The sequence below is a fragment of the Candidatus Competibacter phosphatis genome, from assembly GCF_012939995.1.
GTDB classification, from domain to species: Bacteria; Pseudomonadota; Gammaproteobacteria; order Competibacterales; family Competibacteraceae; genus Competibacter; species Competibacter phosphatis.
This window is the reverse complement of record NZ_SPMZ01000017.1, coordinates 43,805-61,069: the sequence shown is the minus strand read 5'-3', so window position 1 is coordinate 61,069 and position 17,265 is coordinate 43,805. Positions and strand designations below refer to the sequence as shown.

15 protein-coding genes and 1 pseudogene are annotated in these 17,265 nt (G+C 53.5%); 9 read left to right on the top strand and 7 right to left on the bottom strand.

Annotated elements, in window-relative coordinates; genetic code table 11:
* Positions 1 to 16 precede the first annotated feature (16 nt).
* Complete coding sequence (locus E4P82_RS06915) at positions 17 to 1,045, top strand: hypothetical protein (RefSeq protein ID WP_211203053.1); 1,029 nt, start codon at positions 17 to 19, stop codon at positions 1,043 to 1,045.
* Positions 1,046 to 1,360: 315 nt separating this feature from the next.
* Here E4P82_RS06915 and E4P82_RS06910 read toward each other — a convergent pair whose 3' ends face one another.
* The 6 genes from E4P82_RS06910 to E4P82_RS06885 form a co-directional block, all read right to left on the bottom strand.
* A complete protein-coding gene (locus E4P82_RS06910) occupies positions 1,361 to 2,482 on the bottom strand; it encodes a glycosyltransferase (RefSeq protein ID WP_312914318.1) in 1,122 nt (373 codons plus the stop codon).
* Positions 2,483 to 2,637: 155 nt separating this feature from the next.
* Entirely contained in the window at positions 2,638 to 3,093 is a 456-nt protein-coding gene (locus E4P82_RS06905; RefSeq protein WP_169248214.1) for a DUF2304 domain-containing protein, read from the bottom strand.
* An 8-nt stretch (positions 3,094 to 3,101) separates the two neighbouring features.
* A complete protein-coding gene (locus E4P82_RS06900; protein ID WP_246327416.1) occupies positions 3,102 to 3,881 on the bottom strand; it encodes a glycosyltransferase family 2 protein in 780 nt (259 codons plus the stop codon).
* Positions 3,856 to 4,605 carry a PD-(D/E)XK nuclease family protein gene (locus E4P82_RS06895; protein WP_169248213.1) on the bottom strand — a complete coding sequence of 250 codons (750 nt, stop codon included), beginning with the start codon at positions 4,603 to 4,605 and terminating at the stop codon, positions 3,856 to 3,858. The genes E4P82_RS06900 and E4P82_RS06895 overlap by 26 nt, the downstream gene beginning before the upstream one ends.
* A gap of 194 nt (positions 4,606 to 4,799) precedes the next feature.
* Positions 4,800 to 5,879, bottom strand: coding sequence for a glycosyltransferase family 2 protein (locus E4P82_RS06890; protein WP_169248212.1), 1,080 nt, complete (start codon positions 5,877 to 5,879; stop codon positions 4,800 to 4,802).
* A complete protein-coding gene (locus E4P82_RS06885; RefSeq protein ID WP_169248211.1) occupies positions 5,876 to 6,136 on the bottom strand; it encodes a glycosyltransferase in 261 nt (86 codons plus the stop codon). Before E4P82_RS06885 ends, E4P82_RS06890 begins: the two co-directional genes overlap by 4 nt.
* 465 nt (positions 6,137 to 6,601) lie before the next feature.
* On the opposite strand from E4P82_RS06885, the gene E4P82_RS06880 reads away from it, so the two are divergent.
* The 8 genes and pseudogenes from E4P82_RS06880 (at position 6,602) to rffA (ending at position 15,147) form a co-directional block, all read left to right on the top strand.
* Positions 6,602 to 9,133 (top strand): S8 family peptidase, encoded by a 2,532-nt coding sequence (locus E4P82_RS06880; RefSeq protein WP_246327415.1) that lies wholly within the window; start codon positions 6,602 to 6,604, stop codon positions 9,131 to 9,133.
* 450 nt (positions 9,134 to 9,583) lie between these two features.
* Positions 9,584 to 9,928 (top strand): hypothetical protein, encoded by a 345-nt coding sequence (locus E4P82_RS06875; RefSeq protein WP_169248210.1) that lies wholly within the window; start codon positions 9,584 to 9,586, stop codon positions 9,926 to 9,928.
* A gap of 15 nt (positions 9,929 to 9,943) precedes the next feature.
* Positions 9,944 to 10,873, top strand: a complete 930-nt coding sequence (locus E4P82_RS06870; RefSeq protein ID WP_169248209.1) for a glycosyltransferase family 2 protein — start codon at positions 9,944 to 9,946, stop codon at positions 10,871 to 10,873.
* Positions 10,866 to 11,207: a hypothetical protein gene (locus E4P82_RS06865; RefSeq protein ID WP_169248208.1), complete on the top strand. Its 342-nt coding sequence runs from the start codon at positions 10,866 to 10,868 to the stop codon at positions 11,205 to 11,207. The genes E4P82_RS06870 and E4P82_RS06865 overlap by 8 nt, the downstream gene beginning before the upstream one ends.
* The gene (locus E4P82_RS06860) at positions 11,155 to 12,057 is read left to right on the top strand and encodes an ATP-grasp domain-containing protein (protein WP_169248207.1); all 903 of its coding nucleotides are present in this window, start codon (positions 11,155 to 11,157) and stop codon (positions 12,055 to 12,057) included. The genes E4P82_RS06865 and E4P82_RS06860 overlap by 53 nt, the downstream gene beginning before the upstream one ends.
* A 32-nt stretch (positions 12,058 to 12,089) precedes the next feature.
* The gene (locus E4P82_RS06855; RefSeq protein ID WP_169248206.1) at positions 12,090 to 12,992 is read left to right on the top strand and encodes a lysylphosphatidylglycerol synthase transmembrane domain-containing protein; all 903 of its coding nucleotides are present in this window, start codon (positions 12,090 to 12,092) and stop codon (positions 12,990 to 12,992) included.
* Positions 12,993 to 13,206: 214 nt separating this feature from the next.
* Complete coding sequence (locus E4P82_RS06850; RefSeq protein WP_169248205.1) at positions 13,207 to 13,764, top strand: class I SAM-dependent methyltransferase; 558 nt, start codon at positions 13,207 to 13,209, stop codon at positions 13,762 to 13,764.
* A 284-nt stretch (positions 13,765 to 14,048) separates the two neighbouring features.
* A pseudogene (rffA, locus tag E4P82_RS06845) lies at positions 14,049 to 15,147 on the top strand (dTDP-4-amino-4,6-dideoxygalactose transaminase).
* A gap of 1,128 nt (positions 15,148 to 16,275) precedes the next feature.
* On the opposite strand, the gene E4P82_RS06840 reads toward rffA, so the two are convergent.
* Positions 16,276 to 17,127: a hypothetical protein gene (locus E4P82_RS06840; protein WP_169248204.1), complete on the bottom strand. Its 852-nt coding sequence runs from the start codon at positions 17,125 to 17,127 to the stop codon at positions 16,276 to 16,278.
* Positions 17,128 to 17,265 lie beyond the last annotated feature (138 nt).

The following is a 17,265-nucleotide window of genomic DNA, read 5'->3' as shown; positions in this document are numbered from 1 at the left end:
TGGCGCTGGGTCTGCCGTGGCTGGCGGGCGTACTCTGGTTGCGGGCGCTCTGGCGCGATGCGCCGGCGGGCATTTGGCCCATGGTGCTGGGGTATGGCGGCGTGCTGGGTTTGCTGGCGGTGACTTTGTTGCTGCGCGTGCAGGCGGCGGTGGGGTTGCCGCTGAACTTTGCCGATCCGATCACGGTATTGACGCTGCTGGCCTGGCGGGCGGCTGGCTGGCGTGGCGGCGGCTGTGGTGCGACTCGGAGGCGAACCCGGACGCGAGTTCCAACGGAATCCATTGGCGTGGGCAGAAGCTTTGGCGGCTGGCATTATTCGTGGTGTTGCTGCTCTGGTTGGGGTGGCGGTTGGTCGATCTGGCCCAGGAAATTTGGTGGCAACCCCTGTACCCTTGGGATGCCTGGACCACCTGGATGGTGCGACCGCGAGTGTGGTCGGAGTGGCATCGGTTGCTGCCGTTCGTGGACCCACGGCGTTGGTTGGCCGATACCACCGGCTCGGTTTACACCATCGACGCCTGGACCTATCCGTACACGGTGCCGTTGCTGGCGCTGTGGTCGACCTTGGCGTATGGCGCCTGGAACGAGACCGCCGCCAATCTGCCGTGGTTGGGCGTGGTACTGGCCTTGGGCTTGGGGTTCTACGGACAGGCGCGGCTGTGGGGCGTGGCGCCGTTGACGGCACTGATTTTTACCTGGCTGCTCTTGTCGCTGCCGCTATTGGACACCCATGTTGCCTTGGCGGGTTACGCCGATCTCTGGTTGGCGACGGTGTTCGGTCTGGCGGTGATCGCCTTCTTCCAATGGGCGCGGGATGGCGACCACCGGCAAGGGTGGCTGGCGTTGCTGCTGGCGTTGGCCTGTCCCTCGATCAAATTGGAAGGAATGGTTTGGCTGCTGTTGTTTCCACCGGCCCTGCTAGCCGCTCGCCTGCGAGGATGGTGGTTGCTGGCACTGGCGGGAACGGTGTTGGCTTTGGGATGGGTTTGGTGGCTAACTGGCGGCGTGGAATTCAGTATTCCGGGATTGGGAGAATTTCGCTGACGCCGGAGTTGATTCAGGTGCCCTATCTGGGTCGGTTCGCGTTGGGTTATCGGGGTAGTTGGGACCCGGTGATGATGAATTTCTTGGTGTTGGTGAACTGGCATCTGCTCGGATATCTGATGCTATTGGCGACGGGTGTGGCGGTGGTGTCGGTGTTCAAGCGCGGCGCGGCGCGCTGGCAACGGGCGGGGACTGGTTTTTGTCGTGACCAGTCTATTGGCTCTGTTCGTGTTGTTTTTCCTGACCGATGCCCAGCGTTGGGCCGAGCAGTACACCAGTATCAACCGGGTGTTTCTGGAGTTTGTGCCCGCGTTCCTATTCTGGGTGCTGACGGTGTTTCATCCCTCGCCCTTCGTCGCCCACCCCGCGCTCTCGGGAGGGGAAGGGAGGGGACAGCCGCGCGGGAGCGAGTACCCGTCGGTATAACGCCGCCACGGCTGCGGCAACCGGTTCGATGCCAAATTGTTCCCGTAACGCCGCCGCGCCCGCCCGGCCCAAGGTTTGTTGCCGGTCGGGATCGTGCTGGAGCGCGCATAGCGCCGCCGCCAGCGCCGCCGCGTCGCCCGGTGGGACGAGCAGACCGTGACCGGCCTGCCGCGTCACCCAGCCCGCGCCGGAGCCGGGGATGTCGCTCACCACGACGGGCTTGCCAAACCGCATCGCCTCCAGCAACACCAGCCCAAAAGCCTCGGTGCGTTCCAGCGATGGCAGGCACAGCACGTCGCAACTGGCCAGCAGTGCATTGAGATCGGCCTCGGGCTGAAAGCCGGGCAGGCGCACCCGTTCGCCGAGTCCCGCCGATTGGATCAATGCGGTCAGTCGCTCCCGGTGTTCGCCGGTACCCACGATCAGCACCCGGCTGTTTTCCAGGTTGGCGGCGGCCCGGATCAGCACGTCGTGGCCCTTGTAGTAGGTCAGGCGACCGATGGCCAATACCCGAAATCTCGTTGTTCCCCATAATGATTCCGCCCGCGTCCGCGCCGCCGGATCGGGGTCGGCGATGCGGGCGGGGTTCAGACCCAATGGCACGATGTGGCAGCGCTCGCGCCAAGAGGCGAGCGCGGTGCTGGCCTCCAGATACGGTGGCGAGGTGGCGATCACCGCCCGACTGGTGGCCAGCAGACGTTGCTCGAACGGTCGATACAAGCGATAGGCCAGTGCCAGCCGCTGGTCGATGGTGGAGGCCACTACGTCGGCGTGCCAATGGACGATCCACGGCAGGCGGCGCGCGGCGGGAATTGCCATCGCCCAGAAGGCGGAAGTGTTGGGGAGGTGCAGGTGCAGCAGGTCGGGACGGAACGTGCGAATGGTTCGATTCAGCCAGACTGGGAATGCGGGACTGATCGGGGCATACAGTAGCCGGCCGAAACACGGCGCGCGGTAGATCGGCGTTTCTTCCTGTTCCTTGGGAAGGGAAGAGCTGGAGTGGAGGGCCACTGGCCGCTCCAGCGACGTGGTTGCTCATCGTGCACCAGCGCCGCCGCCGCGACGTCGTGCGTTCCCAGTGCCGGCAGTAGATCGGCCAGGAAATGCTCGATGCCGCCGGCAAACGGTGGGTAGTATTTGCCGATGTGGAGAACGCGCATGCTCGCTTACTCCCGATCTCTTTCCCTCTGAGGAAGAGGCGGAGGGGTTGCCGCAAGTTCCGGTTCCGTGGCGTCCGCGCCGCTCTTTTCCTCCCGTGCTCCTGGAGGCAAGGAAGCTTGAGTAGGAGGGGGGGGGTCCTGCGCTTCCAACATGGCCAGCCGTTGTGCCAGCCGGCGGATCAGTCGTTCCTGCCGGGAGCGGTCCAGATCCATGGTCAGCATCTTGAGCAGCAGCAGGCCAAAGCCCAGCACGATGGCGAGAACTGGCGGGTAGCTGACTCCCATTTTGAGAGCCAGAACGTCGAACAGGCGCGGGAACAGGCCAAGCAGAGCGACCGTTGCGGCAGTCCCGATCCACCAGATGGCATAGGGGCCGTGCAGGCGATCGCGGCGGACCAGGAACAGAATGGTGGCGGCAAGGCTGGCCCCGATCGTCATCGAGGTAATTTGGTAGGTAATCATCAGGGGTGTCAGTCGTCGGTCGCGGGCGGGCGATGGTTGTGGCCGACCCGGGCGAGGCAGAGCAGGCTGGTTTGCAGCATGTATTTTCCCACAACCCACCAGGAGCGGAACACTCGGGAGGCCCCCAGCGCGCGCGGTTGCATCGCCACCGGCACCTCGACGGTACGCAGGCCCTTGCGGCGCAGGATCAGCAGCACGCCGACATCCTGATAGTCGAGCAGACTGGCCTCGTAAGAGGCGAGCACGATCATCGCCGCATGGTTGTAGGCTCGGAAGCCGGAGGTGATGTCTTCCAGTTGCAGGCCGGTCAGCCAGCGGAAATAGCTCCAGGCGATCCGCCGGGCACGGCTGGCGCGCTCTGGAAAGGCACCGATGGTGACTTCGGCTTGGCCGTCGATCAGCGGTTGCAGCAAGGTGCCGATGTCCTGGGGTTCGTGCTGGCCATCGGCGTCGAGGGTGATGGCGGTGCGATAGCCTTGACGCAGGGCGTAGCGCAGGCCGGTTTGAATTGCGCCCCAAGCCCCGAGTTGCAGGGTCAGCGGCAGCACGGTGGCGCCGGCGTTTCGGGCGGCTTGGGCGGTGGCGTCGCTGCTGCAATCGTCGATGACCACCACTGGATAGTTCCACAGTTCCCGGACTTGGGCGACGATGATCCCGACGGTGGCTTCCTCATTGTGGGCGGGGATCAAGGCAATGGGGGTAGTCGGGTTCAGCCATCGACGGGTCCGCGCGCGGCCGGTGGTGAGAGTGGGATCGCCTTTTTCACGCGCTGGTAACATCCTCGGCATGGCCGAATACTTCGATCCCCAGCTTGTCGGCGACGGCGCGGACGGGTGGAGGAACCATCGGCGAAACCGCGATCTTGCGCTGGACCTGGCGTTGATGGCGTCGCTCGTAGTAGCGAACTTTGCGGTCGAAGGTGTACATGTCGGACTTGGACATCGACGATTTGAGTTCGCAAAGGATCAGTTCGCCGTTCTTGATAATGATGTCGATCTCGACCTGGTCGGGTGCACCGAAGACCGCGCCTTCGTCGTCGAACTCGTTGACGTTCAGCACTTCGACGCCGAAGCTTTTTTCCAGAATCCCCTTCAGCGCGGCGTGGAAACTGTGTTCGGACGCGATGCCCCAGCGCGCTCCCAGTGCGCCAATGCCCTGATCCTGGCGTGAGCGGGAGAGCTTGATTTCCTCCAGTAGTTCATTGTTCTTACGGTTTTGCTCGTCCCACTTACGGTTTTGCTCGTCCCATTTGCGGCGCTGCTCCTCGGCGTGGGCATCGAATTTGGCCGACCATTCCTCCCATGCGCGGTCATGCTCATCCCACTTACGCCGCTGCTCGGCGCGGTCGGCGGCGAATTCTTGCAGCATCCGTTCGAAACGGGTGTCGAAGCTTTCCGGCGTGACCGCCGTCTGCCGGATCAATTGCTCCAGCCATTGCCGGAAGTTATTGTCTTGCTTGAGCAGTTCGGGCAGTTCAGCTTGCAGTCGCGCTTTGAGATCGATCATGGTCATGTTGTGGCTTCCGGGGCATCCAGGGAGCGAACCTCGTGGCATTGGAGGTCATGATGCTACTTCAGTTTCATTCCGATGGAATCCCTGTCAGCTTCCGGGTCGTCAGGGTTGCCGATCAAAATCCTGTGTGGAAGCGATCGTTGCTGGTTTTGGGCGAGGCGTGGATTCGGACCTTATTTTGGTGGGTTTCTTGATTATGGGATTTTCATAAATAAATCCCGTAATGCGTTTAACACATAGTCTCTCTCATAAAACATATTACTGATTAGCGGCTTGATAGCATTGGACGGAATTCGCCGTTGCTTTTCGATCGACCCGCGCTTGCGCCGCATGGCCGAGAGGCCGCGCAGAAAATCGCGGTATAGTCGGTAGACGATCCTTAGTTTACCCTTCACTGCGTAGCGCAACAGGATGGCGGCGTGCAAGACCAGCATCCAGAACAAATTGCGCAGCAGGTAGCGGGTAGGTAGGTTTTTGACCAGGACGAACAGCGAATTGCGGATTCCATGGTACAGCACGAAATCGCTGTTGGGACCACCACTGGCTACCGATCCCTTATGGTATACCCGGGCATCTTCGGCATAGGCCGCCCGGTAGCCCAGCCACACCGCCCGCCAACACAAGTCGGTATCTTCGGCGTAGCAGAAGAACCGGTCGTCGAAATATTCGCCAGTGGCCACGCGGACCTGACGTAACAACTCGACGGTGTACAGCGCGCAGTTGCCGCTGGGTCCCAACAAGGGGTCATCCGGTGATTTGCGGTTGGAGGCTAGCCCGCATTTGTAGAAAGTGATCCCCAGATTATCCACCCGCTCGCGGTCGGCATATTGCATCACCCGCGCCGCCACCATCTCGATCCGCCGCGCGGGATCGATTCGCGCCAGCATCCGCGTCAGAAAATCCGGTTCGACCACGGTATCGTTGTTGAGCAGCAGCACATGGCGATAACGTTCCATCGGGATGATTTCCGCGAACAGCCGATTGTGAGCGCCGGTGAAGCCGGTATTGTCTGGATAGGCGACGAAACGAAGCCATTCGGGATGTTGGTTGGCATACTCGGTTAGTGTCGCCACATCCTCTGGCCCAGAGCCGTTATCGGCCAGGAATACCCGAAAAGGTGGGCTGTTGACTTGCGCCAGGGAAGCTAGACATTCCAGGGTGTCGGCGGCGCGACGATAGTTGACGATCAGGATGGCTATCGTCGATGACGGATGGAGAGCCGGTGGAATCGAGCCGGGGTGCCTTTCAGGATTTTCCGGGCATTCCGAACTCACAGAAAGCTCCTGAAGAACTCCAGGGTTTCCCGAGCTTCCCGTCGGTGGCAGAAGTGCCGAGCCGTCTCCAGGCCGGCTTCGACGAGGGATTCCCGCAAATTGGGCTGGTCCAGTAAACGAAGGATCGCTTCGGCGAACAGGTCGGGGCGCCGTGGAGGGACGAGCAGCGCGTTGATTTCATGTTGGGCGTACTCGTTGACTCCACCCACATCGGTGAGTACGCAGGCCGTACCGCAGGCTATCGGCCCTCGCGTCATGGTAAATGAGGTTCCAGCAAGGCTCCATGCCGTGTCTGATATGTAGTTTTTAAAATTCACATGTATCACTAAAGAGTTTTGCATAACTCATATCTCTGTCTCATAATTACACTGTCTAAAGTTTCTTGCTCGTGTTTTTGATTTGATTGGTTCGTTGCAAAAAAAACAATCGACTTCATGATTATTAATGATATTTTTTTATTGGGCATATTTTAGGGAATATATAAAAAATCAGATAACTACCTGTATTCATGCAAAAAAAGCCGAAAATTGTGATACTAGATGGCGAACCGACCTGCATGCAGCCTGCCCTGGTGAAAGTATAATAGATTGAAAATAATAAAAAAATTTTTAAAAAAGTTTTGCGCCTAGCTTGTCTATCTCATGGATGATTTTATCTTCATTTAATTAACATGTTAAATAGTCAAGAGGTTGTAAAACGCCTCTTAAATTCAAGGAGACGCAATGATGCCCTCAAAGAATTCCATCAATCGCCCGTGGGTACCCATCTGGTTGCTAGCGGTGCTCGTGCTGTTTTTAATACCGATGACGGCACCGCTGGCGGCCACGCCGCCCGATGGAGGTGAACCACCCGATGCGGCAAGCTGGTTCGAGAAGGCGGTGAAATCAGCCATGGCCGTCGAAGACGAGGCCGCAACCGCCGAGCAGCGCCATCAAGACTTACTGGAGCAAGCCCAGGAAAAGGGGCGCATTCCGGTCATTGTACGCCTTAAAATGGAGATGGCGCCGGAGACCACGCTGGATGCGGCGGCGGTGCAGGCGCAACACGATGCGCTGGCCAGTGTTCAGCAGCAGGTCCTGGATCGGTTGTCCGCCACTGCTCGTCAGGATGAAGCGGCACTTGGCATCAAACGCTTCACTCTAACCCCGGCATTCGGTATCCAGGTCGATGCGCTGGCGCTTACGGAATTGCTGGATGATCCCAATGTCCTGGATGTCATTGAGGATCGCGCGGAGCCACCGTCGCTCGCGCAGAGCGTGCCCTTGATCGGGGCTGATTCCAATGGGACCTTCTCGGGCAGAACGGGACAGGGATGGGTCGTCGCTATCCTGGATTCAGGGATTGACAAGAACCATCCCTTCTTGTCCGGCAAGGTGGTGTCGGAAGCCTGCTACTCATCGAACACAAGTATTGCAACCTCGGTGTGTCCGGGCGGAGTGACGCAGAGCACCGCCACCAATTCAGGACTGAATTGCTCAACCAGCATCGATGGTTGCAAACACGGCACTCATGTGGCGGGTATCGCCACCGGTAAGGGAACCAGCTTCTCTGGGGTTGCCAAAGACGCCGACCTGATCGCCGTCCAGGTATTTTCCCGGTTTGCCAGCGCTGGCGACTGTTATCCGGGTCCGGCGCCCTGCATTCTGAGTTATACATCGGACCAAATAAGAGGTCTGGAGCGAGTCTATGCCTTGAGGAACAGCTATCAGATCGCTTCGGTCAATATGAGCATAGGTGGCGGGAAGTACACCAGCAATTGCGATAGCAATTCCCGAAAGTCCACCATCGACAATCTACGTGCGGTTGGTATCGCGACGGTGATTTCCAGTGGCAATGAGGGTTATACAGACGCGATAAGTGCGCCAGCCTGTATTTCCAGCGCGGTCAGTGTAGGCAGCACCACCAAGAGCGATATCGTGTCCTCGTTTTCCAACAGCGCCAGCTTTCTGGATTTGTTGGCACCAGGCAGCAGTATTAATTCTTCGGTACCGGGTGGGGGCTACGAGTCTTGGAATGGTACCTCGATGGCGGCACCGCATGTGGCCGGCGCTTGGGCGGTGCTCAAACAGGCCAAGCCCGCCGCCGGGGTCGCCGAGGTGTTGAATGCCCTTAAGAGCACCGGGAAGGCGGTGACGGATGCCCGTAATGGCATCACCAAACCGAGGATCCAGGTCAACACGGCCCTTGCGGCACTGATCGGTGGTGGTGGCGGTGTCGGCACGCCGATTCTGATTTCGCCGAGCGGCATGATCAGCGACACCACGCCGACCTATACCTGGACGGGATCGTCGGCAGCGACTTGGTATCGGCTATATGTGCAAGGCCCCAGTGGCGTGGTGATCGATCACTGGTACACCGCCGCGGAAACCAACTGTTCGAGTGACACCAGTTGCGTGGTGACTCCCACGACGACGCTCGCCTCGGGCAATCACCGGTGGTGGGTCCAGGCCTGGGGCTCGGGTGTTTACAGTAACTGGAGCAGTTACAAGGACTTCACGGTCTCGGGAGGCGGCGGTGGTGTCAGCACGCCGATTCTGATTTCGCCGAGCGGCACGATCAGCGACACCACGCCGACCTATCTCTGGACGGGATCGTCGGGAGCGACTTGGTATCGGCTATACGTGCAAGGCCCCAGTGGCGTGGTGATCGACCACTGGTACACCGCTGCGGAAACCAACTGTTCGAGCGATACCAGTTGCGCGGTGACCCCCACGACGACGCTCGCCTCGGGCAATCACCGGTGGTGGGTTCAGGCCTGGGGCTCGGGCATTTACAGTGCTTGGAGCAGCGCCATGGACTTTTCGGTCAGCGGAGGAACGGAGACGAATTGGGGAGTTTGGAATCCTGTGTACTGCACGAGCGGCAGTGCATTGACGTTCCAGGGCAGAGTCGACGGGGTAACGAAATACTCCGTATCCAGAGGAGCGGGTAGTATCACTTGGGAGGGTTATCAAGCAACGAGTCCTGGTTATAAGACTCTGTATTTCTCGATCTACGGAAGCTGTGTCTCAACCTGGAATGGAAGTTGGTCACCGCCAACCTATTTCGCGGCGGGACAGAGATACTGGTTCCAAACTGGGTTGAACACTAGTGGTAACCTCACGATTACCTTATATAGTGCTGCCGGGAGCCAAGCCACCACTGGTGGCGCCGAAGTTGAGTTGCTTGACACTTATGTGGTCGGAAGCGGTGGCAAGGGCGGCCTTGAATCTTACAGCGGAGCCACCTCTGTGGTGAAAGAGCCGGGATACTGAAACCGCTAGCTATATCACCTCTGACGGCTGCGAGGTTTTGAGGAGCAGTGAAACCCTTTGAGGGCGGCCTGCCAGCGTCATCTCGGTGATAATTAGGCGATCCTCTCGCTGTGCGAGCGGGGGATCGCCTTCTGTTAGCCACCCTGCTGATGGTGTCCTCGCGGATCGATCGCTAGGGTGATTGTTTGGCTGCGGTCTTTCTCACTCGCTGTTTAAAGGAAGCTTCCGATGTCTGGTAATGTATTTCCCCGCCGTGGTGTATTCTCCCGCCGTCACCCCTGGTGGGTGGTTGCGCTGATCGGCAGCGGCCTGTTATGGCTCACTGGAGGACTGGCGGAACCGGCTTCTGAACCCGTGGCTGTGTCCGACCCTTCACTCGGGCCGAGCTCAATATCTAACCTAGAGGCGCCGCCGCCAGATGCTACCCTTCCTCTGGACAAGGACTCTGCCATGCTCCCACATGCCCAGCGTCATCATGATCTGCTTGAACGGGTTCGGACCCAGGGTTGCCTCCCGGTCATCGTTCGGCTGCGGCTCAGCGCCGCTCCGCCCGGTGCGACCGTGGATGACAGCGAAACCCAGCAGCAAGCCATGATCGCCGCCATCCAACAGCAGGTGATCGAACGCTTGTTGCGCGCAACTGGAACCTCCCGCGACCGGCTAGCGATCAAGACGTTTAGTCTGACGCCCGTGCTGGGTTTGCAGGTCGATGAACGGGAACTGCGCGAATTGCTAACCTATCCAGAAGTGTCGAGCGTTATTGAAGACGCTGCTCTGCCACCGCTTGATCGATAATACCCAATCCACCGCATGTCCCCTCAACTCAGTATTGTCATACCAGTCTATAACTCTCAGATCACATTGCCGCATCTGGTGAGCCGGCTGCGCGAGGTCTTGGATCAACAGTATGCAGCTTATGAAATCGTGCTGGTGGATGATGGCAGTCGCGACCAAAGCTGGAGTATTTTGGAACAACTGAAGGCTGCGCATGGTGCTCGCCTGCGAATTGCTCGATTATTGATCAACAGCGGGCAGCATAACGCAACTCTGTGCGGCCTGAATCTGTCACGCGGCGAGATTGTCATCACGATGGATGATGACTTGCAGAACCCGCCGGAAGAGATTCCCAAACTGGTCGAAGCCATACAGCGTGGATTCGACCTTGCCATTGGCGCCTACGACAGTAAAAAACACTCTCGTTTTAGAAATCTGGGAGGGCACATCGTCGATATGGCCTTACAGGGCATTTTTAGGCTGCCAACCGGCTTTCAGTTGACGAGTTTTCGTGCCGCGCGCCGGCCTGTGGTCGAGAATGCCTGCCACATGGGCGGGGTCTTTCCCTATATTACGGCGATGCTGTTCGCTAATGCATCCAGTTATACCAACGTTCCGGTGTGTCATGAACCGCGTGGACACGGGCGCTCCAATTACAACCTGCGGCGCAGCCTGAAACTGGTGGCCAATCTGTTGTTCAGCTACTCATCCTACCCAGTCTGGCTGATGCTAGCACTGACGATTGGCGCTTTTCTGGTCTCATTGGTGTTTGGCATCCTCACTATCATCCGCGCCTTGAGCCAGGATATTTCCGTGCCCGGTTGGGCCAGCACGGTCGTCATCGTCTCTTTATTCAATGCCATGACCATGCTGAGTTTGACCGTTTTCGGGGTCTATCTGGCGCGTATCAGTCAGCAACTGACCCGCTCGCGTCGACCCTATGTGATTCGCGACCTGCATGACTAGGAAAACATTACTGGTTCTTGCCGCGTCTCGCTACCAGATACCGATTATCACCACCGCGAAGCGACTGGGTTACCGGGTGCTGACCATCGACAATGTTCCCGATAACCCCGGGCATGCGTTGGCCGATCAGGCTTGCTTCATCGACACCACCGATATCCAGGGTGTCCTTGCTGTTGCCCGTCGAGAGCGTGTCGATGGCGTTATCGCCGCCTGCACCGACGTGGCGGTTCCAACTGCTGCCGTAGTGGCGCAAGCCCTTGATTTGCCAGGGATATCGCCTGATGCCGCGCGCATCACCTGCGACAAAAATCTTTTTTCGCGACTTTCTGCGTGACCAGGGCTGGAATTATCCGGAGTTTCAGATCATTACGACAGGCACGGTGTTGTCTGAAACCTGGTTTGCTCAGTCCAGAGTGCTTAAACCTGCTCGATCTTCTGGTAGCAAGGGTGTGCGCATCATTAGCAGCTATGCTGAATATCGAAGTCAAGTGAGCGCTACGCTGGCTTTCAGCTTGGATCATCGCGGCATTTTGGAGAGCTATATTGATGGCTCACAAATCACCTGCGAAGGGTTGCTGAGCCAGGGTCAAGTCGTTTTTGCCGCCATCACCGATCGCCAGACGGCTCCCACGCCGCATGTCGCTACCCGTGGCCACCGCCTACCTTCACGACTGCCAGCAAGCTTGCAAGCCCAAATTCTCGACCAACTCGCACAACTTTGGTCTGTGCTAGGGGTCACCGAAGGACCTTTCGATTGTGATTTGGTGGTTGCCGGCGAGGATATCTATATTATCGAAGTCTCTCCACGAGTTGGTGGCAACTCTCTTGCCCGATTGTTACTTTCGGCCTGCGGCTTCGATCTCATCGATTACGCTGTGCGTCAATCCATGGGTGAAACGGTCGCGGTGCCCGCATCGCTATCGCCAAAACCAGCCGGATTACTGCTCTTGGGCGTCGAGCAATCGGGGCGACTACATTACGACGTAACCGTTCTTCACGCCCTTGCGGAGATACCCGGCGTGGAGCATCTGGCCATTGACTACCTACCAGGCACTATGGTTCATGCCTTTACGGACGGTCGCCATCGGGTTGGGGAAGCCATTGTGTTGGGGCTGGATCGTGAGGAGATTGACCAACGACTGGCTGAGTTACAGACACGGCTCGCTCTCAAGGCCATCTCGTGAAGTTTCGGTTTGCTCACTGGATCACACGGAGCTTGGCCGCTGTACTGTTGGTTGCCAGTCTGGCGCAGGTGCTGACCCAGTTCGACTGGCCAAGTATTTTGGTTGCACTACGGCGAGCTGAGTGGATGTGGTTGCTGGGTCCTGGTGTGCTATCGATTCTAGCTTACTGGTGGCTACGAGCCTTGCGTTGGGGCTATCTACTCAGGCAAGTGGATATAGTCGTTCCGTTGGGCGAGCTTTATTGGTGCACGGCTTTATCACTGAGTCTGGCTACCTTAACTCCGATGCAATCAGGGGAGATTTTAAAAATCGAGATGCTTAAGCGTCGCGGTGCCTTGGATCGGCTGTCTGGCTATACCTTGTTTTTGATGGAACGGGTTGCGGATTTAATGGTGATTACCTGCTTGACCTTGATTGCAATGCTGTCAGGAATCATTTCTGTCATGGCCCACTATTCATTGGGCGCACTAGTGGCATCCATGGTAATGCTGCTGGGCTTGTCCACTGGGCTGTTGCTACTGAAGCCTGTTCGTCGTGCCCTGCTTGGTATATACAATCAGATGCGGATCTGTTTGCCGAATGTTTGGACATTCATCGTCTTACTCAGTCTTACTGCTTTGGGCTGGTTGCTCATTTCCCTGGGATGGCAAGTCGCTATTCGCGCGGTCGGGATCGAACTAAATTCTGTGGAGGTGATTGCGCTAACTGCTTCTGTCACATTAATCAATATTCTGTCTTTTGTTCCTGGAGCCATTGGTGTCTCGGAATTTAGCGCTGCCTTTCTGCTTGGTCAGTGGCATATCGTTGATAGTACTGCACAAACTGGAGCTATTATGCTTCGCGTCTATGGCTTGTTAATAGTGGGTGTTGGATTATTGCATCTGATAGGGCGCCGTATGCTACGCCCACTCATGCAGTTAAAGTCTCTGAAATAGCGATGGTTCTAACAAATAAGCTCATTGAAATTTAACTAAAATATAGGCGCACACCTAGGCGGATTGGACAAGCTCTACGTCAGTTGCGCAGACAAAAGAGCGTGGAGATCAGGAGGTTTATTGAGGTGTTTCGCCGAAGTTCAGCGTGATAGGCACTCCTTTTTTGAGAGCTTTCCGCAGCCGCCTGCTATGCTGGTGATGACTAAATCTAACCATGGAACCTGAATACAAAATGATCAAAAAACTACAGTCGATGATCCATGATCGGCGTAATAGAGTCCGTCTTTACTGTCGTTCAGAGTACTGGGACAAAAAGGCTGAAATGATGTACGGCCATGCAGTTTCAATGTGGCCTAATAATGCACTCAATGAGTATTATCATCAAGAGCATCTTCAAGCGCTTCATGATGGGCTCGGTGATGTAAAAGGACTTCATATTCTTGATGTGGGTTGTGGTACTGGGCGTATGTCCCGGTATCTCGCTGAAAAAGGCGCGCTGGTTCACGGGTTCGATTTCTCCATCAAGACCGTTGAAATTGCAAAGGCACTTTCCAAGTCCTCGAATCCTTCCTATGAAGTTCTTTCTCTATTTGATTTGCATGAGAACCAAGCCTACGATATTGCACTGAGTTGGGGGGGTAGTTACTGTTGCTTGTACCAATGCCGAACAGTTGGCGGAGGGATTACAGCGTATTCATCATGCGTTAAAACCCAATGGTCGATTGATGCTGATGGAGCCTATACATGCCAGTTTTTTTGCATCGAGTATTGAAGTTTGAATACTCGAGAATTTATCGAAGTCATGGAACGTCAAGACTTCCAACTTATTGATATCAAGCACCTTCATTGCTGGCCGATCAGGTTGCTACTTGCCTATTTGCCTTGGCCTCAATGGTTTACCGCGCCTTTATATTGGATTGGTGAAATCTTTATGCGGCTGACTGGCAGGCACTACCTTGGAGATTATAAAGCAATCTTGGCGATTCGGAAATAAATCTAGGCATAATTTGATTTGAATTGCAGTTGGTAAATTTTGGAAATATGCGAGTAGACTGAATGATTCCCTTCAATAAACCCTACATGACTGGTCGGGAACTTGACTACATCGCTGAAGCTCATGCTAATGGCCATCTGGCCGGCGACGGTGTGTTTACCCGTCTCTGCCACACTTGGCTTGAAAAAAAAAATCGGTTGCCATAAGGCGTTACTAACACATTCTTGCACTGCCGCCTTGGAAATGGCTGCCATGCTGGCAGATATTAAAGTTGGTGACGAAGTGATTATGCCTTCGTACACTTTTGTTTCCACTGCTAATGCTTTTACATTACGTGGAGCGGTGCCAATATTTGTGGACGTCCGTCCAGATACATTCAATATTGATGAGTCTTTGATTGAGTCTGCCATTACGGAACGTACCAGAGCGATCGTACCCGTACATTACGCTGGTGTTGCTTGTGAAATGGATGCCATCATGATGATTGCCCAGCAGCATAACCTACTAGTCATTGAAGATGCTGCCCAAGGGATCATGTCGACTTACAAAGATCGCCCACTTGGCTCGATTGGGCACTTGGCGGCACTATCCTTTCATGAGACCAAGAACATCATTTCTGGTGAAGGAGGCGCGTTGCTGATCAATGACGCTCGATTTGTCGAACGCGCTGAAGTCATTCGTGAGAAAGGCACTAACCGCAGTCAGTTTTTCCGTGGACAAGTGGATAAATATACTTGGGTAGATCGAGGTTCTTCTTATTTACCAAGCGATATTATAGCTGCATTCTTATATGCCCAAATGGAAGAGGCGGAATTGATCACTCAGCGTCGCCTTGGTTTGTGGCATCAGTATCACGAATTACTGCATTATTTCGAGATGAGGCAGATATTGAGACGCCCAATAGTGCCCATGGAATGCCAACATAACGCACACATGTATTATATTTTATTGCAATCTCTGGAGCACAGAACCAAAGTGATTCATCATCTGAAGGAAAATGGCATTCATGCGGTTTTCCATTATGTGCCACTGCATAGCTCCCCGGCAGGAAAACGATTTGGCCGACCGCATGGAAGCATGAAAAATACTGATAATGCCTCTGACCAATTGTTGCGACTCCCCTTATGGATTGGGATGCACGGCCTTGAAAAAAATTATTGAATTAATTGTGAGTGTTTCTATATAACCAATTTTAATTTCATCAAGTTATGGAAATATGAATTTTTATTTGTGTATAAACACTGTTTATGAGTTACGCCAATTTATCAATATAATAATATATTCCTATAAACAAAAAATGACCAGAATGAGAATGTAAACATTAGACTAATTAGTAAGCTGAGAATATACCGATTCAGGTATTCCCGTGTTTCATGGAATAAGATCGATAGAATTCCTAGAATTGGAAAAAGATATCTCCCTTGGGGCTGAAAATCATAAGTCCAAGAATGGTATAATGATGCGGCCACCATCATACATATCAGGCAATACGAAATTGCCAAGAAAATGATATGGTTGATCTGAAAGGTCAGTATTGATTGAATGCCTGCGTAAGTCACCAGTAAGTATGCAAAAATTATAATCCACTGATAATATAGCTCAGGTGCTTTAATATCCATCCATCCATAAACACCAAAAAAAACTATTGATTGATGATTTATACCAGTGTAGTTCCATGAGCAGATTTTCAAGTGATTTGCCTTTTTTCTCTAAGCCGTAATCCAGAAGGTGTCTTCTGAATATCAGTCTCGATATCAATTGGCCTGAATCCTTTTGCTGCAAACTGGTTGGCATAATGCTCGAGTTTTTCATTCTTATTGATTCCATTTTGATAAATATCAAAACCTATTCTAATGGCATAGACGGATATAGCGCAAATTAGGATGAGAAGGAATGATTTGAATGGTTGGCTGAGAAACAGACTACGGTTAAACTTGAACTGATTTAATTTTAGCGCGTTCCAAATGAGATAGTAGACTGAAAATATTACGAAGACTATGTAGTTTGACTTTGAGATCAATAAGATGCCCAAAAAACACCCCTGCTGGAAATATAAAGCCAATGGAATGTTTATTGGTTAGCGATCGATTATAGAAAGATCTATTATCGAGGAATTCGAAACATAAAAACCATCATAACGAAAAAAAGGAAAAAAAATCATTGTTTATATAAGATGCAATATACCAGACCTGAGGAGTAATAACGATTGGAAAATATATTAGCCGGTCTTTTGAGCGCCAAATTATTAAACATAAGACAAGAAAGAGAAATAAATTAAAGTATCTTTGATTATAAAAACTTTTTTATTTTTAGCGGAAAGGTTGACTTGATAAAAGAGCTGAATTTCCCGATTAAGAAGTAATCTATTCCGCTCTGGTTAATGTATGATATGCCGTAGCGGGTAGGAGTATAGGTGAAATTGGCTTCGGGGTCTCCAACTATAGGTGGCAAATTATGGCTTTCATAGTAGGTAGCTGCAACCGAATGTAGCTTTTCATCTGGATGTGCGGCTAACCAACTGATAGTTGCCATAACGAAAGATAATGTTAATGCGATTACGGAGAAAATGAAAATCAGGAACTGATAATCTATTAGAGTTCTAAAATATTTCAGGAGCTTATTTTTCTTGAGCGTGGCAAATTGATCGATAGTAATAATATTGAGAAAAGGAATTCGAACAAATGATTTCGAAGAAAATATGATGACAGGTATTAATAATGCTCCAACTAAAGCGAAAAAAAAAGTCAAAATTTCTTTTTTATATGCGCTTTGAATATTAGGCTTTTTTTCGATCTGATATCCATTATGGACAGCTCTGCCATAAGAAATATCCGAGGTTAACCCGACTGTAGGAGATTGTCCTGGTTTGCCGTTCAGCCCATTAATTTCTAGTATGGCTTTGCCGTCGGAAAAACCGCTTGCTCGAAAACAAAGTGGGAAAATATGATTATCTTTAAATTTTGAAGAATCAACCTTGATTGATTGTCGGTAATTATTTTGTATCAGAGAAATCTGAAGGGTGGACGAGTTCAATCTTCGATATGTGGCAAACAATACATCATAGCATAGCGTATCGGCATGCCGGATGCCCCGTACAGGAACCTCTTGCTGCACAACTACGCCCTTGGTTAATTCACCCAAGGCGGTACGATTCTGATCCCGACTACCTCCAAAATGGACGGTGGTTAGAGTATCTGCAACAATCGATCCGAGAATTATAATTAAAATAATTATGAAAATAATAAAAAATTATATCAGTGATCTGATGATGCGATTGAT